Here is a 24,143-nt window from a genome sequence, read left to right on the forward strand (position 1 = left end):
GAGGTTCCCCCTCTGGACTCCCCCTCCAGAACTTTTTGTGTGCCTTCGGCAGAGCCGTGCGGACGCGGTGGGACGTACTGGATTTATGATAACCGAATAAACGTGCCCCTCCCCGCGTAGCGGAAACAAAAAGTTTAGGAGGGAAGAGGGGATGGGCGGCCGGGGGCATTCTTACTCCAAGCCGTACTTTTTAATTTTCCTGTACAACGTGGCGATGCCGATGCCCAACTTCTGGGCGACGAGTTCCTTGGCGGCCTTGGTGCCGGTTTCGTCGCCGAACGCCTTGAGGGCCTGTTGGACGAGGGTGCGTTCCATGGTTTCGAGGTTGTAGTCGGTGTATTCGGACGCGTGCGCGCCGGAGCGGATCTTGACGGGCAGGGTATCGCGGGTGACGACGGCCGGGGAATCGACCACGTTGGCCACGTATTCGATGGAGTTTTGCAGTTCGCGGACGTTGCCGGGCCAGTGGTATTCGCTGACCGCGGCCCAGAAGGACTCCTTGATGGTCAGGATTTCCTTGTCCAGCCGTTCCATGCTCTGTTCGAGAAAGACCTTGCACAGCAGGTGGATATCGCGCGGACGGTCGCGCAGGGGTGGAATGTGGATGGGGATGACGTTGAGGCGGTAGAAGAGGTCTTCGCGGAAGGTGCCGTTGTGAACCATCTCCTCGAGGTCGCGGTTGGTGGCCGAGACCACGCGCACGTCGATGGCCGTGGGCTGGGTGGAGCCGAGCCGGGTGACCTCGCGCTGTTCCAGGGCGCGCAACAGCTTGGCCTGGAGATGCAGAGGCATGTCCCCGATCTCGTCCAGGAAGAGCGTGCCGCCGTTGGCCTGTTCGAACCGGCCCATCTTGCCCTTGGGGTTGGCCCCGGTGAACGCCCCGCCCACGTAGCCGAAGAGCTCGCTTTCGAGCAGGGTCTCGGGGATGGCCCCGCAGTTGATGGCCACGAACGGGCCTTCCCGGCGGCCGCCCTCCTCGTTCAGGGCGCGGGCCACGAGCTCCTTGCCCGTGCCGGACTCGCCGGTGACCAGGACCGAGGAATTGGAGTCCGCGAACCGGGCCACCTGCTTCTTGAGGGTGACGATGACGTCCGAGGTGCCGAGGATGGCGTCCAGGCCGAGGCGCTCGTGGGAGGACGCCAACCGCAGGGCGTCGTCGTGCATGAGCTGGGCGTCGCGGAACATGAGCATGCGGGAGCTCTCGCCGTGCTGCAGCCGGTATTCGATCCCGGCCACGTCGTGGGACCGGCCAAGGAGATTGACCGTGTATTCGGTGTATTGGAGCATCCGGTTTTCGCCGCGCGCAAGCGTGACCGTGATGGCGTCCTGGCCTTCCAGTGGGAAGTCGAGAATCTGCTGGGCGGCCTTGTTGGAGCGCACGATGCGCCCGTCCGGGGCGAGCAGGAGCACGCCCTCGTCGACCTTGTCCACCACGGTCTCGAGCAGCTGGCCGAGTTCCAGACAGCGGGCGAATTCCATGGACTCGACCACCTTGGAGGCCAGGATGTCGGACATCTGGGACAGAAAGTCGAAGAAGATCTCGAAGTTGTCCTGGATGTGGGCCTTCTGCTCCTCGGTGAAGCAGACGAACCCGATGACCCCTACCACGGTGCCCCTGTACAGGATGGGCGTGCTCATCTCGAAGGTCTCGTCGCAGGACTGCCAGTTGGGGCAGTCGGCGCAAAACTCGGAGAATCCGGGCTCGCGGATGACCAGGGGCCGCCCGGTCTTGAGCACCTGGCGGTACACCCCGCTTGCCGAGGACATCTGCTTGCCCACCAGCCCGGCGAACCGCCCGGTTCCGGCCACGCGGTACAGGTTGCGGTCCACGATCTCCACGTCCACCCGCAGCACCTTGGATATGACCGCCGCGTACTTGCCCGCCGCCCCGCTGATCTCCCACAGGTCCTGGGGCACGTTCTCCACATTCACTTCCATCACTTGCTCCGCCGGGGCGTCATTCCCCGTATCAGAACGATACCATCTTTGCGCCGCAACCGTTTACGGATGGCCACAACAACCCGGCATCGTGCCGTTTTAGCCCAGCGGCCAGACAAATCGACCGCTGGTATCAAAATGAAAACACCTGTGACATAATCGTAATCACTCTGTGGTTCAAGCAATATCGCACCGTGCGGACCGGGAAAGATGGATTAATAATTTACAAACAACCTACCGGTATTACGGTTGATATTAAAAAAACACCAAAACGGCAAAAAAATCGGCGGCAGCCTCCGAAGCTGGCACGGTATCTGCTTTTAATCGAAATATCACCTCAACCGCACACACTATGCAAACACAAGAAACAACACCCTTCGTCAGCCTGGCAAACGCCGTGGAACGGTTCTCCCACCGGCTGAACTACGTCCTCGAGCGGGTCTGCGCCCTCCTGGTGGCAGGCATGATCGGCGTGGTCTGGTTCGGAATCCTCGAGCGCTACGCCCTGGCCCTGGGGGCCACCTGGACCGAGGAGCTGGCCCGCTACATCATGATCTGGGCCGCGCTCCTGGCCGTTCCCTGCTGCGCCTACCGGCGCGAGCACATCGGCCTGGACCTGGTCTTCTCCAGGCTCCCGCTGAACTGGCAGATGCCCGCGCGCATGGTCCTCGACCTGCTCGGGCTGGCCTTCTTCCTGTTCCTCGCATATTACGGCGTGACCATGGCCCGGGGCGGGGCCAACCAGTACGCGACCATCTTCGGCATGACCATGTTCGTGCCGTTCACCGCCGTGCCCGTCACGGCCGGGCTCACGGCCTTTCAGATCGCGGCGGTCATGATCCGCGACGCGGCCGGGGTCACCCCCCTGTTCGCCGGGAAGGAGGCCGCCTGATGCTGACCGTCGCCATCATCTTCTTCGGCCTGCTGCTCATCGGCGTGCCCATCGGCTTCGTGCTCGGCATCGCGGGCGTGGCCGGGCTCGTCCAGGTGGGCGGGGACAACTTCCTGGTCATGGCCCCCAAGCGGTTCTTCGAGGGGCTCAACCTGTTCACCTTCATGGCCATGCCCTTCTTCATCCTGGCGGGCGAGATCATGAACCGCGTGGGCATGACCCAGCGCATCGCCAACCTGGCCGACGCCCTGGTGGGCTACCTGCGCGGCGGCCTGGCCCATTCGAACATGCTCGCCTCGGTGCTCTTCGCGGGCATGACCGGCGCGGCCGTGTCCGACACCGCCGCCTTCGGCAACACCCTGGTCCCGGCCATGGTCAAGCAGGGCTACACCCGCCCGTTCGCCTGCGCGGTCACGGCCGCGGGCTCGATCATCGGCCCGACCATCCCGCCGTCCAACCTGATGGTCATCTACGGCTCGCTGGCAGGCGTGTCCATCGCCGGGCTGTTCGCGGCGGGCATCCTGCCCGGCCTGCTCATCTGCCTGGTGTGCATGGCCCTGATCGTGGCGCTGGGGCGCAAGCTCGGCCTGCCCAAGAAGGAGGGCAGCCCGTCGCTCGGGGAGATTCTCTTCGCCTTCAAGGGCAGCATCCTCGCCCTGATCATGCCCGCCATCATCCTGGGCGGCATCCTGGGCGGCATCGTCACTCCCACCGAGGCGGCGGCCATCGCGGTCTTCTACGCCCTGTTCGTGGGCGTGGTCATCCACCGCAACCTGACGTTCAACGACATCGTGGAGATGCTCATCCGCACGGCCAGGATCACCGGCGTGGTCTTCCTGATCATCGCCTCGGCCTCCATCCTGAGCTGGTGGATGACCTTCATGCAGATCCCGCAGCAGATCGCGGACGCGTTCCTGAACCTGTCCACCACCCCGTGGATGGTCAAGGGCATGATCCTGATACTGCTGCTGGTCATCGGCATGTTCATGGACATCAACGCGGCGCTGATCATCCTGACCCCCATGCTCGGCACCCTCACCCAGGCCATCGGCATGAACCCGGTGCACGCGGGCGTGATGATCGTCCTGACCCTGAACATCTCGCTCATGACCCCGCCCGTCGGGGCCTGCATATTCGTGCTCTCCTCGGTCACCGGCGAGCGCATCGAGCGCATCAGCGCCGCCCTGTGGCCCTTCATACTCGTGGAGGTGGGCGTGCTCTTCATCACCACCTTCTGGACCGACCTGGCCATGTTTTTCCCAAAACTTCTGCTCGATATGTAGCGGAACGAACCATGAGAGGAACCTATGAGAATCGGTAAGAAACTGACTGTCCTGATCGCCGTGGCGGCCCTGATGCTGTGCTCGGCCCAGGGTGCGCTGGCCGCCAAGGTCATCAAAATGCACCACCTGAACAAGAACGGCGCCTTCGACAACCCGTCCGGCGCGGCCGCCGTGGTCTTCAAGAACCTGGTCGAGTCCGGCACCAACGGCGAGGTCCAGGTCCAGATATTCCCCAGCGGGCAGCTCGGCAAGGACGCCGAAGTGGTCCAGCAGGTCAAGGACGGCATCATCCAGCTCGGCGTGCACTCGGTCGGCGCGGTGGGCAGCGTCTACCCCATGATCTCCGTGCTCGACGTGCCCTTCGCCTTCCCGAACCACGCCGTGGCCTACGAGGTCTTCGACGGCCCCTTCGGCAAGAAGCTGGCGGGCGACATCACCGCCAAGACCGGCATGAAGTGCCTGGGCTTCTCCGACTCCGGCGGCTTCTTCCAGTTCACCAACTCCAACCATCCGATCAAGACCCTGGAGGACATGAAGGGGCTCAAGATCCGGACCATGGGTCTGGACACCCACAAGATGCTCGTCTCCTCCCTGGGCGGCCAGCCCGTGTCCATCGCCTGGTCCGAGGTCTACACCTCCCTGCAGACCGGCGTGGCCGACGGCCAGATGAACCCGGTGCCCATCGTCGAGTTCGCCAAGCTGTATGAGGTCCAGAAGTACCTGACCATCTCCAACCACCTGTTCGCGCCCCACGTCTGGATGATGAACATGGACTTCTACAACTCCCTGACCCCGGCCGAGCGCCAGGTCGTGGAGAGCGCCGCCAAGACCGCCATCGTGGTCTCCCGGGGCATCGCCAACGCCATCGAGGCGTCCGACCGGGGCCTGCCCTTCCTGTCCGCCAAGATGGAGATATACACCCTGCCCGAGTCCGAGAAGGAGCGCTTCCGCGCCGCTTCCCAGCCGGTCGTCATAAAGTACCTCGAAGAGCACTTCGGCGACGAGGGCAAGGAAATGCTGAACGCCTTCCTGGACGCCATCAAAGAGGCCTCCAAGTAAACGGCCCAAGGATTGAACGCCGGGCGGCTGGACAATCCGGCCGCCCGGCCATAACAACGTAAGCAGAAGATATGAACGAGACATCCCGGCCCGATCACGTCACAGGCATGCGCTGCACCCTCTGCGGCAAGACCTACCTCCCCGGCGAGGTGGACTACGTCTGCCCGGACCACGGCAACGAAGGCATCCTGGACATCGAATACGACTACGACGCCATCCGGCGACGAATTTCCCCACAGAGCCTGGCCCTGGACAGGACGTGCAGCCAGTGGCGCTACCGCCCGCTCCTGCCTGTCCTGCCCGACACCCCGGCCCCGGCCGCGGCCGTGGGCTGGACCCCGCTTTACGAAACAGACCGCCTGGCGACATCGCTGGGCCTTCACGCTTTGTACGTCAAGGACGATTCCCGCCAGCCCACCGGTTCCCTCAAGGACCGGGCCAGCGCCCTGGCCGTGATGAAGGCGCGCGAGGTCGGCGCGGGCATGATCACCACCGCCTCCACCGGCAACGCGGCCGCCGCCCTGGCGGGCATGTGCGCGGCAAGCGACATGGCCTGCACCATCTTCGTGCCCCGCTCGGCCCCGAGGGCCAAGGTGGCCCAGCTGCTGGCCTACGGAGCCAGGGTATTCCTGGTGGACGGCAGTTACGACGACGCCTTCGAACTGTGCCTCAAGGCCGCCGGGAAATACGGCTGGTACAACCGCAACACCGGCTTCAACCCGTACATGGCCGAGGGCAAGAAGACCGCCGCCTTCGAGATATGCGAACAGCTCGACTGGCAATGCCCGGACGCCGTGTTCGTGGGCGTGGGCGACGGCTGCATCATCTCCGGCCTGCACAAGGGGTTCATGGACCTCTTCCGCCTGGGCTGGATCGACCGCATTCCCCGGCTCATGGGCGTGCAGGCGGAGGGCAGCGACTTCCTGTACCGCTGCTGGAAGGAAGGCGCCGATCCGGTGACCTTCCCGGCCATCAAGGCCCATACCGTGGCCGACTCCATTTCCGCGGGGCTGCCCCGCGACCGCCGCAAGGCCGTGGCCGCGGTCAACGGCACGGGCGGGGCCTTCCTGCGCGTGTCCGACGAGGCCATCCTGGCGGCCATCCCGGAACTGGCTCGCTTGACCGGCGTGTTCGCCGAACCCGCCGGGGCCTCGCCCCTGGCCGGGCTGCACGCCGCCCTGGACCAGGACCTGGTGGCCCGCGACGAGACCTGCGTGCTCCTCGCCACCGGCTCCGGGCTCAAGGACGTGGACGCGACCATCCGGGCATGCGACGCCGAGCCCCCGGTCATCGCCCCGACGCTCGACGCACTCGGGGACGCTCTTAACAGCGCCAAACGCAATCAAGAATCATAACACATAAAGGACGGACAACCATGCTTGACCTGACCATCAACCCGCAGGGCCTCGAAAGCGCCGTGGCCTGCGCGCGCGAGAAGAATATCATCATCCCCACCCTGGAGCAGATGTGCCACCCGGAGAAGATCCCGGCCGCCGTCAAGGAGAAGCTCGGCTCCGTGGGCCTGTGGGACCTCAACCCGATCAACCTCTTCCGCATCTCCTGGAAGAACGAGCCCGCCGCGAGCGGCGGCGCCTACGCCGGGGTCAACCACATCGAACTGCCCTCGTCCCTGACCGGCGTTCCGGCGCGCATCGTCCTGCTGGTCGGCAAGTGGTTCCCCACCGGGGCCCACAAGGTCGGCGCGGCCTTCGGCTGCCTGGCCCCGCGCCTGGTTACCGGCCAGTTCGATCCGCGCAAGCAGAAGGCGGTCTGGCCGTCCACCGGCAACTACTGCCGGGGCGGTGCCTACGACTCCAACCTGCTCGGCTGCGAGTCCATCGCCATCCTGCCCGAGGGCATGAGCCAGGAGCGCTTCGACTGGCTGTCCAAGGTCGCGGGCGAGACCATCAAGACCCCGGGTTCCGAGTCCAACGTCAAGGAGATCTTCGACAAGTGCTGGGAGCTGCGCAACAGCGGCGACGACATCATGATCTTCAACCAGTTCGACGACATGGGCAACTACCTGTGGCACTACACCGTGACCGGCAGGGCCATGGCCGAACTGATCGAGTCCCTGTCCGACGACGCCCAGAAGCACTTCAGGGGCGTGGTCCTGTCCACCGGTTCCGGCGGCACTTTAGCCGGCGGCGACTACCTCAAGCAGCGGTTCGCGGGCGTCAAGGTGGCCGCCTGCGAGGCCCTGCAGTGCCCCACCCTGCTGAACAACGGGTTCGGCGCGCACCGCATCGAGGGCATCGGCGACAAGCACGTGCCCTGGGTCCACAACGTGCGCAACACCGACATGGTCATCGCCGTGGACGATGAGGTGCCCATGAATCTCATCCGGTTGTTCAACGAGCCCGCGGGCATCGAGGCCCTCAAGGAGAACGGCGTGCCCGCCGAGATCGCCGAGAACCTCAACCTGCTCGGCATCTCCTCGGTGGCCAACATGGTTTCGGCCATCAAGTTCGCCAAATACTACGAGTTGGGCAAGGATGACGTGGTCCTGACCGTGGCCACGGACTCCATGGAGATGTACCAGAGCCGCCTGGCCGAACTGACCGGGGAAAAGGGCGAATACGACGCCAAGGACGCCGCCTACTCCCGGGGCATGCTGGCCGCCACGACCATCGACAACATGGAGGAGCTCGGCTACTACGACCGCAAGCGCATCCACAACCTCAAGTACTACACCTGGATCGAACAGCAGGGCATGGCCTTCGAGGACATCCAGGCCCAGTGGTACGACGAGAACTACTGGACGAGCGTCCAGAAGCTGGCCCCCGAGGTGGACAGGCTGATCAACGAATTCAACGCCCGCACCGGCCTGCTCGAGGACTAGGAGGGGACATGCCGAACAAGGAAAAATACTGCAACCTGAGCGTGGCCCTGTGCCAGGAGCTGGTCTCCCTGCCCAGCGTGTCCGGCGAGGAGAACGACGTGGCCAAGGCGTTGGCCGCGGCCATGGAGGCCAACGGCTTCCACAAGGTCACCGTGGACCGCTACGGCAACGTCGTCGGCCGCATCAAGGGCAACAAGCCCGGCCCGTGCATCCTGTTCGACGGGCACATGGACGTGGTTCCGGTGCCCGATCCCTCGGCCTGGACCCAGGCCCCGTTCGGCGGGGACATCGTGGACGGCAAGGTCTACGGCCGGGGCACCTCGGACATGAAGGGCGCCCTGTCCGCCATGGTCGGGGCCGCCTGCTGGTTCGCCAAGGAGACCAGGGGCAAGTTCGCGGGCGAGGTCTGCGTGGCCGGCGTGGTCCACGAGGAGCTCTTCGAGGGCATCGCCGCGCGAGAGATATCCCAGGCGGTCAAGCCGGACTTCGTCATCATCGGCGAGGCGTCCGAGCTGAACCTCAAGATCGGCCAGCGCGGCCGCGCCGAAATCGTGGTCGAGACCATGGGCGTGCCCGCCCACTCGGCCAACCCGGACGCGGGCGTCAACGCCGTGCACCTGATGACCGACCTGATCCGCGAGATCGACAAGATCCAGGCCCCCTCCCAGGACGTCCTGGGCAAGGGCATCTGCGTGCTCACGGACATCAAGTCCACGCCCTACCCCGGCTCATCCGTGGTTCCCAGCGGCTGCCGGGCCACCTACGACCGCCGCCTGCTGGTGGGCGAGACCCCGGAATCGGTCCTGGCCCCCATCAACGAGGCCATCGCCCGGTTGTCCGAGGCCAACCCGAACTTCAAGGCCAAGGCGTACTTCGCCAAGGGCAAGGAGAAATGCTACACCGGCGTGCACATCCAGGGCGAACGGTTCTTCCCGGGCTGGCTGTTCGACCAGGACGCCCCGTTCGTGGCCGCCGCCCTGGCCGGGCTGCGCAACGCCGGGCTCGAACCCGGCCTGTCCCACTACTCCTTCTGCACCAACGGCTCCCACTACGCGGGCGAAGCGGGTATCCGCACCTTGGGCTACGGCCCGTCCCGCGAGAACCTGGCCCACACCATCGACGAACACATCGAGGTGGACCAGCTGCACAAGGTCACCGTCGGCTACAAGGCCATCATCGAGGCCCTGCTGGCCTGCGAATAACCTTCAAGGAATCGCCATGAGCATCCGCATCGAAAACGCCCGCATCATCGATGGCACCGGCAGCCCGGCCACGCCCGGCTCCGTGCGCGTCGAAAACGGCGTCATCACCCACGTGGGCCCGAATGCGCCCGAGGCGGACCAGACCATCGACGCCGAGGGGCGCGTGGTCTGCCCCGGGTTCATCGACACCCACTCCCACTCGGACCTGGTGGTCATGGAGGACCCGTTCATTTGGCCCAAGATCCGCCAGGGCGTGACCACGGAAATCCTGGGCCAGGACGGCATCTCCATGGCCCCCCTGCCCCGGCGCCACATCCCGGCCTGGCGCAAGAACCTGAGCGGCCTGGAGGGCGAGTCCGAGGCCCTGGACTGGACCTGGGAGACCACCGACGGCTACCTCGCGCGCCTGGAACAGTCCGGCGCGGGCACCAATCTCTGCTACCTGGCCCCGCACGGCAACGTGCGCATGGAGGCCATGGGGTTGGACGACCGCAAGGCCGGTCCCGGCGACCTCAAACTACTCCAGGCGGTGCTGCGCCGCGAACTGGAGGCCGGGGCCTTCGGCCTGTCCACCGGGCTGATCTACCCGCCCTGCACCTACGCGGACAAGGCCGAGATGGAGGCGCTCTGCTCGGTGGCCGCCGAGTTCGGACGCCCGCTGGTCATCCACCAGCGCAGCGAGGCCGACACCATCCTCGAATCCATGGACGAGGTGCTCGACATCGCCCGCACCACCGGCGTGCACGTCCACTTCTCCCACTTCAAGATCTGCGGCAAGTACAACGCCGACAAGTTCGAGCGCGTCCTCGCCCTGCTCGACCGGGCCGCCGACGAAGGCCTCAAGGTGACCATCGACCAGTACCCCTATGTGGCGGGCTCGACCATGCTCGGGGCCATCCTGCCCCCCTGGGCCCACGCGGGCGGCACGGACAAGCTCCTGGAGCGCCTCGCCGACGAGAAATCCCGGGCACGCATGCTCCGCGACATCCGCGAAGGCATCCCCGGCTGGGACAACTTCGTGGCCTTTGCGGGCGTGGACGGCATCTTCGTCACCAGCACGCGCACCAAGGCCAACGGGGACGCCGTGGGCAAGACCCTGGTGGAACTCGGTGTGATGCGCGGCAAGCCGCCGCTCGAAGCCGCCCTCGACCTCCTGCTCCAGGAGGAAAACGCGGTCGGCATGGTCGACTTCTACGGCCTGGAGGAGCACGTCAAGGCGTTCATGGTCCGCTCGGAAATGAACGTCTGCACCGACGGCCTGCTCGGCGGCACGCCCCACCCCCGCACCTACGGGGCCTTCCCCCGGGTGCTCGGCAAATACGTGCGCGAGGAAAAGGTCATGCCGCTCGAGACCGCCATCCGCAAGATGACCGGCAAACCGGCGGAAACCTTCAAAATCGACAGGCGCGGCCTGCTCAAGCCCGGCTACCACGCCGACATCGTCCTGCTCGATCCGGACACCGTGCGCGACAACGGCACCTACACCGAACCGCGCCAACACCCCACCGGCATCGACCTGGTCATGGTCAACGGCACCATCCTCCACGGCCCCGCCGCAGAGGACACCCCCACCCCCTCCGGGCACGTGCTCAGGCTAAGCAGATAAGCATGCCTCCGGCGGCTGGGGGAAGGGGAAGGAAAACCCTTTGAAAAGGGCTTTTCCTTCCCCTTCCCCCAGACCCCCATCCCCATCCTTTCCGAAACTTTTTGTCGCCGCTTCGCGGGTGTGCGGGCGCGTGAAACCCATCGCCTTCACAGACAATTCACCTAGCTCGAACACAGGAAAAAGAAGGGGCACGGAATCTCTCGCCCCTCCTCCCGCGCGCATGCGCATACAAAAGGTTTGGGAGGGAAGAGGGGATGGGGGGTTCGGGGGAAGGGGAGAGGGGAACCTTTTGGGAAAAAGGTTCCCCTCTCCCCTTCCCCCGATTCTTCCTTACGCCACGCAGTCGATGGTGGCGCCGGATTCGGTGCGGGAGAAGGTGCAGAACCGGGAGCGGTCCTGGTCGTTGCCGATGAAGGCCACGAGGTCGCCGGGCTCGAGGGTGTAGGTCGCGTCCGGGTTGGTTTTGAGTTGGCCGTCGCGGACCACGCCGACGATGGACGCGCCGGTGGCCTTGCGGACGTTGCTTTCGCCGATGGTTTTTCCGGCCAGGGGGCTGGAGGCCGGGACCTTGATCCACTGCAGGTCGAACTGCTGTTCCGCGCCCCGGAACTGGATGAGTTCTCGGTATTCGTTGGAGGAGTCGGACAGCACGGAATAGAACTCCTGGCGGATGCGGTCGGTGTGGCGCAGGATTTCCACGGGCGACTTGCCCAGGCGCAGCAGGGACTGGCGGGACATCTCCAGGCTGGCCTCGAGTTCCGGGAGCACGGCCTCGTCCGCGCCCAGCTCCTTCATGTCGTGCAGGTGGTCGCGGGTGGTGGACCGGGCGATGATGTCCAGATCCGGGTTGTCGTGCCGGACGTGCTGAATGATGGTCCGGATGGTCACCAGATCGGGCACGGTGACGATGAGCTGGGCCGCCCGGGCCAGCCCGGCGGCCTCGAGGACGATCTCCTGGCTGGCGTCGCCGTAGACCGCCGGGATGCCCGCCTTCTTGGCCTGCTCGAAGCGCCGGTGGTCCAGTTCCACGACCACGTGGGTCAGATCGAACCGTCTGAGGATCTGGGCTATTTCCAGGCCCACCCGGCCCGCGCCGAGGATGATCACGTGGCCGCTCAGCCCCTGAGGCATATTGGACGATTCCAGCTCCTCATGGGAGAACCAGCGCTTGCGCAGGGCGTAGAGCCGGGCGGTCTGGCCGGAGATGATCGGGGTCAGGACCATGGAGATGATGGTCACGGTCATGATCATGGAATAGATCTCGCGCGGAATGGACCCGGTGGACAGGCCGAGCCGGGCCAGGACAAAGGCGAACTCGCCGATCTGGAACAGGCCGAGCCCCACGGCCAGGGGCACGACGTTGCGGTAGCGGAATATCTTGGCGACCACGGCGAAGATGAGCCCCTTGCCCACGCAAAGCACGGTCAGCAGCCAGAGGACCCGGCCGAGGTGCTCCACCAGGTACATGGGGTTGAAGAGCATGCCCACCGAGGAGAAGAACAGCAGCCCGAAAATGTCGCGCAGGGGGATGATGTCGGACAGGGCCTGGTGGCCGAAGTCCGACTCGGACAGGACCATGCCGGCCACGAACGCGCCGAAGGCGAAGGACAGCCCGGCCAGGTAGGTGACGTAACCCACACCCAGGCCGATGGCCGCGATGGCCAGCAGGAAGAGCTCGCGCGAGCCGAGTTGGGCGATGCGGGCCATGAGCCAGGGCAGCAGGCGCGTGCCGAGCAGGATCATGGAGGCCAGGAACAGGGCGGCCTTGACCAGGGCGAAGCCGAGCTTGGGCAGGCCGACCACCGGGTCGTTCAGCTCGGGCAGGACGATCATCATGGGCACCACGGCCAGGTCCTGGACGATGAGCATGCCGATCATGACCTTGGACGACAGGGTGCCGAGCCAGCCCTGGTTCATCAGGGTCTTGAGGATGACCATGGTGCTGGAGAAGGAGGCCAGCGCCCCCAGCCACAGGGAGGACTTCCAGTCGAATCCCATGAAGTGGCCGATGGCGAAGCCGAGCGCCATGGTCAGGAGCATTTGCACGGGCGTGCCGATGAGGGCCACCCACTTCACCGGCTTGAGGTCCTTGAAGGAGAATTCCAGCCCCAGGGCGAACAGGAGCAGGGCGATGCCGATTTCGGCCAGCAGTTCGATCTCGTGCGCCCCGGACACGGTCAGCCCGCCGGTGTACGGCCCGAGCAGCACCCCGGACAGGATGTAGCCGAGGATGATCGGCTGGCCCACCCGCTGGGCCGCCAGCCCGCAAAAGAAGGCGAAAACGATGATCAGGATGATATCCGTGGCAAGGCCCATGTCCAGGTCCACCTCGTGTTGCGTTGTCGTGCGCGGGCCGGAAAGTCGGCCGTTTCGCGGTCGCGGAGTTTTACCATAAAGGGTATCCCGGCCGGAATCCAGATGAAAAGGAATGAAGCCGGCGACGACTCAACACTTATTTTTCATTGACTTTCCTTTTGGCATACCTGGTTCGCCCCATGGAGGCGGGCCCTTTCCGGCGACGTCCCGGGGCCCGCGCCAAACCGCCTTCCCGCCCTGTTTTTCGCTTTCATACTACATTTTTGTATACATCTTGTTTCAAATATGTACGAAAACGCACAATTGTAGGCACGCCTGAATACCTATTTGATTGTGATCATTGTATTTCATGGAGTGGCACAGTGTATGCTCACAGAGACATAAATACCCAAACAAGGCGTAGCGAATGCAGATCACCTACCGACCCATAGGCTTTTTTCATACCCCGCACCAATGCACCACGGGCATGCCCATTCAGCCCTCCGGAGCCCAGGGGATCAAAGGGACCATCAAGATCCTGCCCGAGTTCCGCGAGGGCCTCCGGGACATCGAGGGATTCTCGCATCTGATCATCCTCTACCACCTGCACGAGATACAGGGCCAGGAACTGACCGTGATCCCTTTCCTGGACAAGAACCCCCACGGCATCTTCGCCACCCGGTCGCCCAAGCGGCCCAACCCGCTGGGGTTGTCGGTCATGTCCCTGTGCGGGGTCTCGGAAGAGGGCATCATCCTGAACAACGTGGACGTGCTCGACGGCACGCCGGTCATCGATATCAAGCCCTATGTCCCGGACTTCGACGTCTGGCCCGCCGACCGCGTGGGCTGGTTCGATGGCAAGTCCTGCAACGCCACGACCAAGCGCAGCGACGACCGGTTCGCGGCCTGTTCCCTCGAGGACACGGGGAGCTGACGCCATGGCCGCGTTCCTGCTCGTGCACGGCGCCTTCCAGGGCGGCTGGATATGGGACGAAACCGCCCGGCGTCTTCGCGGAGACGGGCACGAGGTCCACGCCCCGACACTGACCGGGTGCGGCTATCTGGCCGGTGGCCTGCGCCAGGGAGTGGATCTGCATACCTTCATCCAGGACGTGTCCGACTATATCTTCCTGCACGACCTGAAGGACGTGACCCTGGTGGCCCACAGTTTTTCCGGGATGATCTGCGCGGGCGCGGCCAAACGCGTCCCGCACCTGATACGGCGCATGGTCTTCGTGGACGCCGCCATCCCGGAGTCCAACACGAGTTTCGCGGACCTGGGGGGCGAGGCCTTCCGGGTCATGCTGGACAATCACCGCAGCGGAGGCTGGAAGGTGCGCCCCTGGCCGCTGCCCGCCTTCGGTGTGACCGGCGAACGGGAGCAGTGGTTTTCGGCCCGGCTGAGGGACTTCCCCGAAGCGGCCTTCACCACGCCCTTTCCCGGCGAATTCGAGCCCGACGGGCTTCCGGCGGCCTTCATCGGCTGCACCGGCACCGTCAACGCGATGATACAGGGCATGGCAGCCAGGGCATCCGGCCTGGGGTGGCCCGTCCTCTCCCTCGATTCGGCGCACAGTCCGATGACAACGCATCCCGAAGAACTCGCGGCCCTGCTGTCCGGGTTCGGCGGTTGACGCACAACATTACCGAGGTGAATCATGGCAGTTTTCGTTCTTTTGCACGACGCTTTTCAGGGCGGGTGGGTCTGGCGCCAGACGGCCCGCGAACTGCGCGACCTCGGACACGAGGTCCACACACCGAGCTACGCCGGACGCACGCTGCCCCTTGACACGGATAGCGCGGACAGCCCGGCCCGGGCCGCCCTGGAAAACCTGGTCCGCTACTTTAAGACCGAGGACATCACCGGCGCGGCGATCGTCTGCTCGGGCTGGTCCGGCCTGCTCGGCCCGGCCCTGGCCGCGGCCCTGCCCTCGGCCGTGCGCACCCTGGTCTTCTGGGACGCCGTGGTCCCCGAGCCCGGCAAGAGTTTCATGGAGGTCTGCCCCGCCTCCCTGGCCGAGGCCATCGACGGCAACAGCGAGTCCGCCCAGGTCGCGCCCTTCGTATCCGGCCCGCTGACCTGGCTGGAGCTGTGCGAGGACTCCGCCTCGCTCCTGGCCCCGTTCCCCAGGCGGGCCTTCACCGAGCCGTACACCGGCCCGGCGCGGGGCCGCTGGCCCAAATCCCTGTTCGTGCACTCCCCGGACGAGGACGGGCCCGGCTCGCCGTTTGTCCGCGAGGCGGTCGAAGGGACGGGCATGCCGTGGTTAGAACTGAATATGTACGAGTACCCGCTCCTGGGCCGGGCGCAGGAACTGGCCCTGCTTCTGGCGGACCAGGCCGCGTCCGGCCCCTCGCGCAGCCAGGATGGCTGCGCCCGGAACACCATGCCGCACGAGCTGCGCATGCAGTATTGTTCGCATTACAGGAAACGCCACGAGATGGCCGTGGCCTGTGAAGGAATTGACGCCTGACGGCGGGTTACCTCCTCCCGCCCGTCGGCAAGACGGCCCACGCCACCCGGGCCGCCACCCTCGTCACCGTCCGCGCCGGAAGCCGCACCTTTGTCCGGCGCGGACGGGTCGTCGAGGATTGATCCCGCCTATTGTTCCTTCTTGAAGATGATCAACGGGCAGTTCTTGCACACGTCCGCGCCGGGGAAACCGTCGCCGGGCCGGGTGATGGAGCTGCTGCCCGCCTCGATCCGATCCATGAGCCGGTCGAAGACCGCCCCGAACTGCTTGCCCGGGATGATCACGTTGATCTCGCCGCGTTCGGTCTTGCCCGCGTTGTAGCTGCCCGAACAGGCCGGAAGCATGTTGAACTCCTGGGACACGTAGGAGCTGACGTTGCCGCCGCAAGCCGAGGAGTTCATGGTGATGGTCGGGCGCAGGGGATGGGTGTCCGTGGCCGCCATGTAGTCCACGGCCAGGTGATAGGCCTGCATGTTGTCACAGTAGAAGTGCACGGTGTCCGGCTCATAGAGGCCGTCCACCGCGCCCAGCGGGGCCACGGCGATGCCGAGCAGCCCCTCGGGCAGGCGCGATTTGGAACGCACGAACCGCTCGGCCTGGGCCAGGTCCTTGGTGTACTTGGCGTGGCCCTTGATCTCGGCGTCGTCCAGGTCCTTCCAGCCGAAGCTGTACTTGGCGTTGCCGCAGCCCAGCCCCTCGGCGCCGGAATAGACGATCTGGCCCTTCATGCGAGCGCCCAGCTCCCACTGGCAGAAGGTCATGGCCTTCACCGGCGCGTAAATCTCCGGGGCCGCCTTGTGGAAGGCGTCCAGCTCGGCCTGGTCGTAGAAGAACTTGACCGCCACGGGGTAATGGTAGAGGCGCAGCTCGCGCATCAGGACTTCCTGCATTTCCTTGTACGACATGGGTTTCTCCTTCTTGTCTTGGGTGATGTGATGGACGCCGGACCGGACGAGAGGCCCCCTTCCGACATCCTTCCGCTATGCCCCGGACATGCCGTGGTCAAGCGGGCACCGCCTTGTGAAATTCGGCACACTATTATGCTCAAAAAAACATAATGTAGCTTCCTGAATCCCTAATCTTTGCACCGCATTTCGCAAGCGGCAAGAGAGTCACGGAAACAGGTTGGTTGCGGACCTTTTTACGGGCCCGCCCAACCGGGAGGTATCGAGGGGAAGGGGTGGCGGCGGAGCCCCGGACAAGGGGTTGGGGGCTCCGCCTCCGGTTCGGTTCACGGATCAGCGCAGGATAAGCATGGATGAGGAGGCGTGATTAACCAACGCATTGACCCGCTTGGAATGGAAAAGACGCTGCAGGGGGGACTTGTGCCTGAGCCACAGGGCCATGAGGTCGTCCTTGCGCCCGGACTCGATGAAGGTCTCGAGCGAATCCTCGTCCACCACCCGGATCAGGGCGTGGACGTCCCGCTTCAGGTAGTAGTCCAGGACCTCGCCCATCTTGGCCTCGACCTCCTCGCGCAGCTCGCCCTTCTTGAGCACACCGACCACCTCGAGCCCGGCGGCGTAGATGGTCACCCACTGGTTGATCAGCTCGAGCGACTCCTGGGAAATGTCCGCATGGTCCAGGCAGCAGACCACGCGCGAGGTGGCAGGCTCCTCGCGGATGACGAAGACCGAGCAGTCGGCCGCGTCGGCCACCCGGCCGGGCACGTCCGAGCCCCGGCCCCAGCCGCCCTCGTGCTGGCCGCAGCCGAGGATGACCAGATCGCACCCCTCGGCCTGGGCCTCGGCGGTGATGGCCTTGACCGGGTCGCCGCCGCGCAGGTGGAGCCTGAAGGTCTTTCGGCCCGAGAGGTCCTGTTCCAGGACCTTGTCCTCGCGGCGGACAAACGGGGCGTCCTCCCGGCCGTCGTACAGGTCCACGCCCGGGCCCAGGGCGTCGAGGAAGTCGGCCCGGTAGCGGTTCAGCAGCCGCAGCCTGGGATGGGCGTGGGCCGGGTCCAGCTCCTCCTCGGCGATGTAGGAACGGTTCTTTTCGATGGCCAGCATGACCACGTCGGCCCAGGTGTTGGCCGCCAGGCGGGCGGCCTGGCGCACGGCGTACCGGCTGTAGGCGTTTTCATCCACGGCGACGAGAATCTTCATGTCAACTCTCCCTTGGTGCGGTTACCAGCAAATGAGGATGGGGCTGGAGGCCAGACCCAGGACCTCGGACAGGGGCGACTTGCGATTGGACCTGCGGTCCATGTGGGCCACGATCATGCCGTAGTCGCCCAGGTTGCGCGCGGCGGTCTCGGGCGAGCCCAGCAGGGTGAAGGCGCGGGCCGGCCTGTAGCCGAGCTTGCCCAGCAGCTCCCCGCCCTCGCTCAACAGTTCGTCCGGATGCGGGTCCTGATGCAGGTCGTCCATGGCGTAGGCGCACAGGTCGAAGTCCACGTCCCGGCCGCCGAACAGCTGGTGGAAGCGGCCCACCAGGGACTGCACGTCGGTCTTCTCGTCCAGGACCAGGGCCAGGCGGTCGGACTGGATCATGTTGCGCACCAGCAGGACCGGACACGGCATCTGGCGGTAGAGCCTGGAGCGCAGCCGCTTGCGGAACGCGCCGGTATTGAAGTTGGCCACCTCCCCTTCCACGAAGAAATCGTATCCGCCGAGGCGCAGCTCCTCGAGCAGGGTGTCGTCGCGATCGCCCACGCGGACGATGGGATTGGGCATGATGAAGCAGTCGAGCTTCTCGCTGTTCAGGATGCGCTGCACCTCCTCGAGCCCGGCCTGGCGCAGCCCCGATTCCCAGGAGCGGCGGATCCAGCCGGTTTCCGAGGAGTGCGGCTTGTGATCCGGTTCCTCCACATGCACGGGCTGCACGGCGATGCCGAGCAGCTCCGCCTTCCGGCACAGGTATCGCAGGGCCACATTGGACGCCAACGTCATCTCCACGGGGACAAGGGCTTTCAGCATGTCCATGGGCGCACCTCGCTAGTTGAATGGTTCATGAAAATCCTATTCCTTCCCGGCCTTGCCGAGACGGATGTGTTCCTCGGCCTTTCTGATGACTTCCTGGATCTCGCCGAGCTTGAACGGCTTGGCCAGGAAGTCGAACACGCCCTTGCGCATGGACTCCTTGGCCGTGTCCATGGTGGCGAACCCGGTGATGACGATGACCTCGGTGCGCGGGGAGAGCTTCTTCACCTCGGCCAGAAACTGCATGCCGTCGATGCCTTCCATCTTCAGGTCGGTGACGACGATGTCGAAACTCCGCTCCCGGATGCGGACCATGGCCCGGGCGCTCTCGTAGAAGCTCTCCACCTCGTAGCCCTTCTTTTCCAGGGCGGGCTGAAGCCGCTTACTGACGATCGGTTCGTCGTCGAGAATGAGAATACTGGTCTTCGATGTGGCGGTCATGGTGCCAACCTCCAATAGCTAATTGCCCACCGCCTCTTCGGCGATGTGTTCAAATTCCTGACAATGCTCGAAAATCACGGCGTCGCTGACCATGGAGACGTCCAGCTGGCGGGTGTAGGCCACCAGCAGGCCGAGGATGCGCATGAGCCGGTTCAGGTCGCGGGCCATCCACCCCTTGGCCCGGGCAACCACCAGGTCGTCCTTGACGGTCACGGAAAAATCAAACCCCTTGAGCACCTCGGACAAAAAGCGCGCCCGGCGGGAGCGGCGCACCGCCCCGGTGACCCCGCCCGCGAAGCGGAACTGCACGCTGTTGCGCGAATCGTCCTCGCTCTCGTAGCAGTCGATCAGGGTGAAGTGGTAGCCGAGCTTGAGGCTCAGGTGCAGGTAGCGGTCCGAGACCACGGCCAGGTTCTGGCCCATCCGCTTGACCCCGGCCGAATCGGCCGAAAACGTCCGGGTCATGCTCGACATGAAGCTGGAAAAGTCCACGGCCACGGGGTGGGACTGCCAGACCCCCTCCAGGGTCACGCCGTCGATGAAGGCGCGCAGGGTCTTTGACCGGACCTGCTCCGGCCGGACGGTCCGCCTGCGGCTCGGCGTGCCGTCCTCGCTCCCGGCGCACTCCTCGGTCAGCCCGCCGCCGATGTCCAGGACCACCAGGTCCATGGGCACCGGAAGCTCGAGGCGCCCGCCCGGGCAGGCCTCGCTGGCCCCGGCCGTGGTCGGGATCTCGGTCAGGATTTCCACGGCCTTCTCGTGGATGAACCGGGCGATGTCGTGCATGGTCCGGCACCCCTGGGGGGTGAAATTGTTCTCTTCCGGGTCCACCAGATAGAGGGGCTCGATGAGCTTGAGCATGCGCCGCAGCAGCCGGTATTCGTAGGTCTCCTCCATGCGGTCGCTCATGAAGTCATGCATGCGCAGTTCGCGGACCAGCCCCTGGTAGACGGTCTTCTGCTCGGCGTCCAGGGTGACCACGTCGCCCTCCTTGAGGACCAATGTGGCCCGGCTGGCGTTGAGCAGCGCGGGCACCCGGTACTCGCGGGCGATGGTCGCCATGTGCCCGAGCGGCGAGCCGATGTCCGTGATCACGCCCGAGGCCTTGGGCAGGACCGCGGCGTACTGGGGCGAGGACAGGTGGGCCACCAGGACCGCGCCCACCGGAAACTCCTCCAGGTCGCGCCCCTCCCAGGCCACGAAGACCGGGCCCGAGGCCACGCCCTGCTGGGCCACGTCGCCCTCGCCGCTGAGCAGCACGGGGTATTCCTTGAGCACCTCGCTCAGGGCCGGGGAGTGCGGGTCGTCGCCCGCCTCGATGCGCAGGGGCCGTGACTGGAGCACGATGAGTGCCCCGGACGGGTCGAAGGCGAACTCCATGTCCTGGGGCTTCTTGAAATACTGTTCCAGGCGGATGGCCGTGTCGGCCAGCAGCCGGACCTCCTCGGGCGACAGGCTGGGCGCGTCGCGCAGCGGTTCGTCCACGTCCTCGGTGACCACCGATCCCTCGGGGCCGGGGCGCAGGGCCGTGGGCTTGTGGGCCACGGTCCGCCGGAGCAGGGCGTGTTCCGGCTCGCGGCCGACCAGGAAGCGGTCCACCTCCACCTCGCCCGAGACCACCGGGGAGCCAAGCCCCCAGGCGGCGGCGATCTCGATGCCGCTCACCCCGCGCCGGACCGGGGACAGGGAGTAGACCACGCCGCTGGTCCGGGCCTCGACCATGGCCTGCACGGACACGGCCATGAAGACCTCGTCGGGCTTGAAGTCGTACTCGCGCCGGTATTCCATGGCCGCCGGGGAATAGGTGGACGCCAGGACCTTGCGGTAGGCGTCGTGCAGGTCCTCGGGCCGGACGTTCAGAAAACTGTCGTACTGCCCGGCAAAGGACAGGTCGCCGTCCTCGCCCCAGGCCGAACTGCGCACGGCCAGACGCAGGCCGCCCTCGCCCGCGCCCCGGCGCAGGTTCTCCAGTTCGCGGCCCATGGCCCGGCGCACGCGGGGCGGGATGGACCCGGCCAGGATGCGCGAGCGGATCTTGCCCGAGGCCTCCTGCACGGTCATCCCGCCGTTGCGCCACCCGTCCTCCAGGCGGACGATCTCGTCCTCGATGTCGTTGAGCTCCATGAACAGCCGGTAGGCCGAGGTGGTCACCGCGAAGCCGGGCGGCACGGCCCCGGCCGAGGCCTTGGCCAGCATGACCAGCCGGGTGGACTTGGCCCCGGCCGCGTCCATGTCCCGGAGGCGGATGTCCGCGAACGGGATGGCCATGACGTCGGGCAGGACCGGGCGGCGTTCCAGCTCGCTCTCCAGCTTGTGCCGGATGTCGCGGAACGCGGTGTACAGGCCGGGATAGCGCCCGGGAGCCATGGCGTCGAAGGCGTCGATGAGCTCCCGGACGGTATCCACGATGAACTGCTTGGACGAGCGCAGGTATTGCACGTCGAAGATGTAGTCCCCGCCGAGCTTGTCGTGCATGGAGGCGATGGCCGTGAGGATGCGGTTGTTCAGCTCGAGCACCTGCTGGAACTGCCGGAACAGGGCGGCCAGGGAAACGCGTTCCCTGCGCCGCCTGCGCAGCAGCCTGGTGCGGATATGCTCAAGCAGTCCGAACATGGCCGATCCCTCGCCCTAGTGGGCGCCTCCGCGTTCCTTGAAAACCAGGCTCATGAACAGCCCGGCCAGGATGGCGATGACCACGGCGGCCACCCCGTAGAGCAGCGAGTGGTCGAAGGCCAGCCTGGACAGGAAGGCGGGCAGCCCGGTCAGCTTGGTGTGCAGCTCCTCGGAGGCCATGTCCGCGACACGGCCGTCCTTCACGGCCAGGACCTCGACCCGGTACACGCCCTGGTGCATGGCCGAGGGGATGGACAGTTCGGCCCGGAAGGAGCGCATGCCCTCTTCCTCGCCGGTGTACTGGACAATGCCGTTCTCCACCTCGTAGAAGCCGTCCTCCTCCATGAGCTTGATGAACTCGTCATAGATCCAGTCTTCGGTATCCCCCTTGACGGATTGGAAGGCAAGGTCCGAGTGTTCCCAGTTGATTTCGGACGCGCCGTCCGTGCCCACCAGGAAGACGTCGGGCACGCCCTTGATCTCCACCTCGCCGAGGTTCATCCACAGCAGGCCCAGAGCCCTGCCCTTCTTCTTGAAGGCCTTGTCGCGCGGCTCGCCGAGCAGGCGGATGACCGCGGACGTGCCCTGGGGCACCGCGCCGGTGACGGTCACCCTGGTGCCGTTGAAGCCGGTGCCGATGGTCACCAGATTGGGCCGGATGGTCATGCTCACCGGGGCGGCGGCAAAGGCCGGGCAGGACAGGGACAGGGCGGCCAGCAGGGCCGCGCAGGCGTATGCGAACTTATTCATGACTAGTGACCTCCGGCGATGGCCAGCAGCACGTCGGGCGTGACCAGCAGGTTGAGCAGCATCTTGACCATGACGGCCAGGACCAGGGTGGCCAGCAGGATCTTGAGCTGTTCGCCCTTGAGCTTGCGGCTGATGCGGGTGCCGAACTGCGCCCCCAGGGTGGAGCCGAGCAGGAGCAGGACCGCCAGGACGAAGTCCACGGTGTGGTTGGTGTAGGACTGCAGGATGGTCACGTTGATGCAGGTGAACAGGATCTGGAACAGGCTGGTGCCGACGACCACGTGCATGGGCATGCGCAGCAGGTAGACCATGATCGGGACCATGATGAATCCGCCGCCCACGCCCATGATGGCCGCGAGCACGCCCACCAGGACGCCGAGCACCAACGGCATGAGCATGGACAGGCGCACTCCGGACTTGACGAAGTCGGTCTGGAAGGGAAGCGCCTCCATCATGGCCGCATAGCGCGACTTCTTGACCGGCTTGGCCGGCGCGTCGGCCTCCGGGGCCTTTTTGCGCAGGCTCTGGACCGACTCGATGAACATATAGGACCCCACGCCGCCGAGCATGAGCACGTAGGTGATGTTGATCAGAAAATCCGCGTTACCCATGGCCCGCAGGACCTTGATCACCTGAACGCCGCCGAAGCCGCCGAGCACGCCGCCGATGAGCAGCAGAAAGCCCATCTTGAAGTCCACGTTGCCCAGCCGGTAGTGGGCCAGGCAGCCCGAGGTGGACGCGCCCACGATCTGGTTGGAATCCGAGGCCGCGGCCACGGTCGGCGGAATGCCGAACATGATCAGCAGCGGCGTCATCAAGAACCCGCCGCCGACACCGAAGATGCCGGAAAGCAGGCCGACGAACCCTCCCAGGGCGAATACCAGGAACACGTTGACGCTGTTCCCGGCGATGGGAAGATACATATGAAACATCGATAGTCCTCCACTAGGTTGAATTCCATGTTCAGGCCCAAGCCCGCGACCGGGCGGGACCCGAGCCGGCCCGCGCCGTCCGCCTCGCCCCCTTGGGGGACGGACTCACCTGCGCTTGCCGTGCGCGGACACCTTCTGCACCACCTCCACCTCGCAGCGGGTGGTGGTATTCACCGCGTCGATCACCCTCATCAGTTTCAAGTAGAGCGATCGACGTCCCGACGGAGGGGCGCCGATGAAGAGCTTGGTCACGGAGTTTTCACGGATGAACTTGGGGATTTCCTCCTCCATCCGGCCCCGGACCACGTAGTAATCGAGACGGGTTCCCTCGGATCGGCCCTCGGCGAGGATCGACTCGAGCCGCTTCTCGGGCGAGCCTATCCACTCCTCGTTGTCCCCGGCCCGGCCGTCGATTTCCTCGTCCACAACCAGGAGGATGGAGACGTTCACGGCCATGCGCCGGGTCAGCCCCATGGCGTAATAGGCCAGCCACAGGCTCGATTCCGATTTGTCCACTACGATCAATACATTCTTCATTTTTCCCTTCCGTCGCCGCCTTAAGAGCAAGGCCGGTGCCACGGCCGGATTGAAGAAGGATATCTCAACCTATCAATATATAAGGAATTTTATTTTCTTGGAGGACTGTTCGGCCCGATTTTGCGCATTTTTTGTTTCAAAATGAAAAGCGATAGGATTGACCGGGCAAACGGTGGGCGAGTCTGTTGTGAAGGATCGAACAACACTACAACCACCTAGGATATCGATATTTTATTGAAACAACTCCACAGGAGCACGGATTCCGGCAGCACCGAAATGAATGTTTCATTCTGAAAAACCAGGGATAATCTCAGCCCCTCCAGGCCACTTTTGCGGCCAAACGTGTTTCAAAATGAAC

The 24,143-nt window shown here is 65.1% G+C and carries 20 protein-coding genes; 10 read left to right on the forward strand and 10 right to left on the reverse strand.

Annotation, left to right across the window (positions count from 1 at the left end; translation table 11 throughout):
- Positions 1-171: 171 nt before the first annotated feature.
- Positions 172-1,938 (reverse strand): sigma 54-interacting transcriptional regulator, encoded by a 1,767-nt coding sequence (locus BerOc1_RS04105; protein WP_084641051.1) that lies wholly within the window; start codon positions 1,936-1,938, stop codon positions 172-174.
- Positions 1,939-2,290: 352 nt separating this feature from the next.
- Here BerOc1_RS04105 and BerOc1_RS04110 point away from each other — a divergent pair, with 352 nt between their 5' ends.
- The 7 genes from BerOc1_RS04110 to BerOc1_RS04140 all read left to right on the forward strand — a co-directional run bounded on the left by BerOc1_RS04110 (position 2,291) and on the right by BerOc1_RS04140 (position 10,822).
- Entirely contained in the window at positions 2,291-2,830 is a 540-nt protein-coding gene (locus tag BerOc1_RS04110; protein WP_084641052.1) for a TRAP transporter small permease, read from the forward strand.
- The gene (locus BerOc1_RS04115; protein WP_207503287.1) at positions 2,830-4,113 is read left to right on the forward strand and encodes a TRAP transporter large permease; all 1,284 of its coding nucleotides are present in this window, start codon (positions 2,830-2,832) and stop codon (positions 4,111-4,113) included. Before BerOc1_RS04110 ends, BerOc1_RS04115 begins: the two co-directional genes overlap by 1 nt.
- Before the next feature lie 24 nt (positions 4,114-4,137).
- Positions 4,138-5,172 (forward strand): TRAP transporter substrate-binding protein, encoded by a 1,035-nt coding sequence (locus BerOc1_RS04120; protein ID WP_071544423.1) that lies wholly within the window; start codon positions 4,138-4,140, stop codon positions 5,170-5,172.
- A 71-nt stretch (positions 5,173-5,243) separates the two neighbouring features.
- Positions 5,244-6,527, forward strand: a complete 1,284-nt coding sequence (gene thrC / locus BerOc1_RS04125) for a threonine synthase (RefSeq protein ID WP_071544424.1) — start codon at positions 5,244-5,246, stop codon at positions 6,525-6,527.
- 20 nt (positions 6,528-6,547) lie between these two features.
- Entirely contained in the window at positions 6,548-8,014 is a 1,467-nt protein-coding gene (locus tag BerOc1_RS04130) for a pyridoxal-phosphate dependent enzyme (RefSeq protein ID WP_071544425.1), read from the forward strand.
- 8 nt (positions 8,015-8,022) lie between these two features.
- On the forward strand, positions 8,023-9,216 hold the full coding sequence (locus BerOc1_RS04135; protein ID WP_071544426.1) for a YgeY family selenium metabolism-linked hydrolase: 1,194 nt from the start codon (positions 8,023-8,025) through the stop codon (positions 9,214-9,216).
- Positions 9,217-9,232: 16 nt separating this feature from the next.
- A complete protein-coding gene (locus BerOc1_RS04140; protein ID WP_071544427.1) occupies positions 9,233-10,822 on the forward strand; it encodes an N-acyl-D-amino-acid deacylase family protein in 1,590 nt (529 codons plus the stop codon).
- Between the two features lie 330 nt (positions 10,823-11,152).
- Here BerOc1_RS04140 and BerOc1_RS04145 read toward each other — a convergent pair whose 3' ends face one another.
- Positions 11,153-13,138, reverse strand: coding sequence for a monovalent cation:proton antiporter family protein (locus BerOc1_RS04145; RefSeq protein ID WP_071544527.1), 1,986 nt, complete (start codon positions 13,136-13,138; stop codon positions 11,153-11,155).
- Between the two features lie 406 nt (positions 13,139-13,544).
- Between BerOc1_RS04145 and tsaA the strand changes: the two genes are divergently transcribed.
- From tsaA to BerOc1_RS04160, 3 genes are read left to right on the forward strand one after another with little or no spacing between them, the layout of a single operon-like run.
- Positions 13,545-14,051, forward strand: coding sequence for a tRNA (N6-threonylcarbamoyladenosine(37)-N6)-methyltransferase TrmO (tsaA, locus tag BerOc1_RS04150; protein ID WP_071544428.1), 507 nt, complete (start codon positions 13,545-13,547; stop codon positions 14,049-14,051).
- Between the two features lie 4 nt (positions 14,052-14,055).
- Entirely contained in the window at positions 14,056-14,751 is a 696-nt protein-coding gene (locus BerOc1_RS04155; RefSeq protein WP_071544429.1) for an alpha/beta fold hydrolase, read from the forward strand.
- A gap of 24 nt (positions 14,752-14,775) precedes the next feature.
- A complete protein-coding gene (locus BerOc1_RS04160; RefSeq protein ID WP_071544430.1) occupies positions 14,776-15,591 on the forward strand; it encodes an alpha/beta fold hydrolase in 816 nt (271 codons plus the stop codon).
- A 128-nt stretch (positions 15,592-15,719) separates the two neighbouring features.
- Here BerOc1_RS04160 and BerOc1_RS04165 read toward each other — a convergent pair whose 3' ends face one another.
- The 8 genes from BerOc1_RS04165 to BerOc1_RS04200 form a co-directional block, all read right to left on the reverse strand.
- Positions 15,720-16,496, reverse strand: a complete 777-nt coding sequence (locus BerOc1_RS04165; protein ID WP_071544431.1) for a DUF169 domain-containing protein — start codon at positions 16,494-16,496, stop codon at positions 15,720-15,722.
- A 333-nt stretch (positions 16,497-16,829) separates the two neighbouring features.
- On the reverse strand, positions 16,830-17,696 hold the full coding sequence (locus tag BerOc1_RS04170) for a universal stress protein (protein WP_071544432.1): 867 nt from the start codon (positions 17,694-17,696) through the stop codon (positions 16,830-16,832).
- A gap of 21 nt (positions 17,697-17,717) precedes the next feature.
- Positions 17,718-18,515, reverse strand: a complete 798-nt coding sequence (locus tag BerOc1_RS04175) for a universal stress protein (protein WP_071544433.1) — start codon at positions 18,513-18,515, stop codon at positions 17,718-17,720.
- Positions 18,516-18,551: 36 nt separating this feature from the next.
- Positions 18,552-18,953 carry a response regulator gene (locus BerOc1_RS04180; RefSeq protein WP_071544434.1) on the reverse strand — a complete coding sequence of 134 codons (402 nt, stop codon included), beginning with the start codon at positions 18,951-18,953 and terminating at the stop codon, positions 18,552-18,554.
- Between the two features lie 18 nt (positions 18,954-18,971).
- A complete protein-coding gene (locus tag BerOc1_RS04185) occupies positions 18,972-21,566 on the reverse strand; it encodes a PEP/pyruvate-binding domain-containing protein (protein ID WP_071544435.1) in 2,595 nt (864 codons plus the stop codon).
- Positions 21,567-21,581: 15 nt separating this feature from the next.
- A complete protein-coding gene (locus BerOc1_RS04190) occupies positions 21,582-22,316 on the reverse strand; it encodes a TIGR02186 family protein (RefSeq protein WP_071544436.1) in 735 nt (244 codons plus the stop codon).
- 2 nt (positions 22,317-22,318) lie between these two features.
- Entirely contained in the window at positions 22,319-23,248 is a 930-nt protein-coding gene (locus BerOc1_RS04195; protein WP_071544437.1) for a sulfite exporter TauE/SafE family protein, read from the reverse strand.
- Positions 23,249-23,353: 105 nt separating this feature from the next.
- The gene (locus BerOc1_RS04200; RefSeq protein ID WP_071544438.1) at positions 23,354-23,785 is read right to left on the reverse strand and encodes a universal stress protein; all 432 of its coding nucleotides are present in this window, start codon (positions 23,783-23,785) and stop codon (positions 23,354-23,356) included.
- Positions 23,786-24,143: the final 358 nt, after the last annotated feature.

The sequence above is a fragment of the Pseudodesulfovibrio hydrargyri genome (assembly GCF_001874525.1).
GTDB lineage: Bacteria > Desulfobacterota > Desulfovibrionia > Desulfovibrionales > Desulfovibrionaceae > Pseudodesulfovibrio > Pseudodesulfovibrio hydrargyri.

Excerpts from the sequence above, each read along its gene's own strand:
- BerOc1_RS04105 (WP_084641051.1), bottom strand. The coding sequence starts at position 1,938 with ATGGAAGTGAATGTGGAGAACGTGCCCCAGGACCTGTGGGAGATCAGC.
- BerOc1_RS04110 (WP_084641052.1), top strand. The coding sequence starts at position 2,291 with ATGCAAACACAAGAAACAACACCCTTCGTCAGCCTGGCAAACGCCGTG.
- BerOc1_RS04115 (WP_207503287.1), top strand. The coding sequence starts at position 2,830 with ATGCTGACCGTCGCCATCATCTTCTTCGGCCTGCTGCTCATCGGCGTG.
- BerOc1_RS04120 (WP_071544423.1), top strand. The coding sequence starts at position 4,138 with ATGAGAATCGGTAAGAAACTGACTGTCCTGATCGCCGTGGCGGCCCTG.
- thrC (WP_071544424.1), top strand. The coding sequence starts at position 5,244 with ATGAACGAGACATCCCGGCCCGATCACGTCACAGGCATGCGCTGCACC.
- BerOc1_RS04130 (WP_071544425.1), top strand. The coding sequence starts at position 6,548 with ATGCTTGACCTGACCATCAACCCGCAGGGCCTCGAAAGCGCCGTGGCC.
- BerOc1_RS04135 (WP_071544426.1), top strand. The coding sequence starts at position 8,023 with ATGCCGAACAAGGAAAAATACTGCAACCTGAGCGTGGCCCTGTGCCAG.
- BerOc1_RS04140 (WP_071544427.1), top strand. The coding sequence starts at position 9,233 with ATGAGCATCCGCATCGAAAACGCCCGCATCATCGATGGCACCGGCAGC.
- BerOc1_RS04145 (WP_071544527.1), bottom strand. The coding sequence starts at position 13,138 with ATGGGCCTTGCCACGGATATCATCCTGATCATCGTTTTCGCCTTCTTT.
- tsaA (WP_071544428.1), top strand. The coding sequence starts at position 13,545 with ATGCAGATCACCTACCGACCCATAGGCTTTTTTCATACCCCGCACCAA.
- BerOc1_RS04155 (WP_071544429.1), top strand. The coding sequence starts at position 14,056 with ATGGCCGCGTTCCTGCTCGTGCACGGCGCCTTCCAGGGCGGCTGGATA.
- BerOc1_RS04160 (WP_071544430.1), top strand. The coding sequence starts at position 14,776 with ATGGCAGTTTTCGTTCTTTTGCACGACGCTTTTCAGGGCGGGTGGGTC.
- BerOc1_RS04165 (WP_071544431.1), bottom strand. The coding sequence starts at position 16,496 with ATGTCGTACAAGGAAATGCAGGAAGTCCTGATGCGCGAGCTGCGCCTC.
- BerOc1_RS04170 (WP_071544432.1), bottom strand. The coding sequence starts at position 17,696 with ATGAAGATTCTCGTCGCCGTGGATGAAAACGCCTACAGCCGGTACGCC.
- BerOc1_RS04175 (WP_071544433.1), bottom strand. The coding sequence starts at position 18,515 with ATGGACATGCTGAAAGCCCTTGTCCCCGTGGAGATGACGTTGGCGTCC.
- BerOc1_RS04180 (WP_071544434.1), bottom strand. The coding sequence starts at position 18,953 with ATGACCGCCACATCGAAGACCAGTATTCTCATTCTCGACGACGAACCG.
- BerOc1_RS04185 (WP_071544435.1), bottom strand. The coding sequence starts at position 21,566 with ATGTTCGGACTGCTTGAGCATATCCGCACCAGGCTGCTGCGCAGGCGG.
- BerOc1_RS04190 (WP_071544436.1), bottom strand. The coding sequence starts at position 22,316 with ATGAATAAGTTCGCATACGCCTGCGCGGCCCTGCTGGCCGCCCTGTCC.
- BerOc1_RS04195 (WP_071544437.1), bottom strand. The coding sequence starts at position 23,248 with ATGTTTCATATGTATCTTCCCATCGCCGGGAACAGCGTCAACGTGTTC.
- BerOc1_RS04200 (WP_071544438.1), bottom strand. The coding sequence starts at position 23,785 with ATGAAGAATGTATTGATCGTAGTGGACAAATCGGAATCGAGCCTGTGG.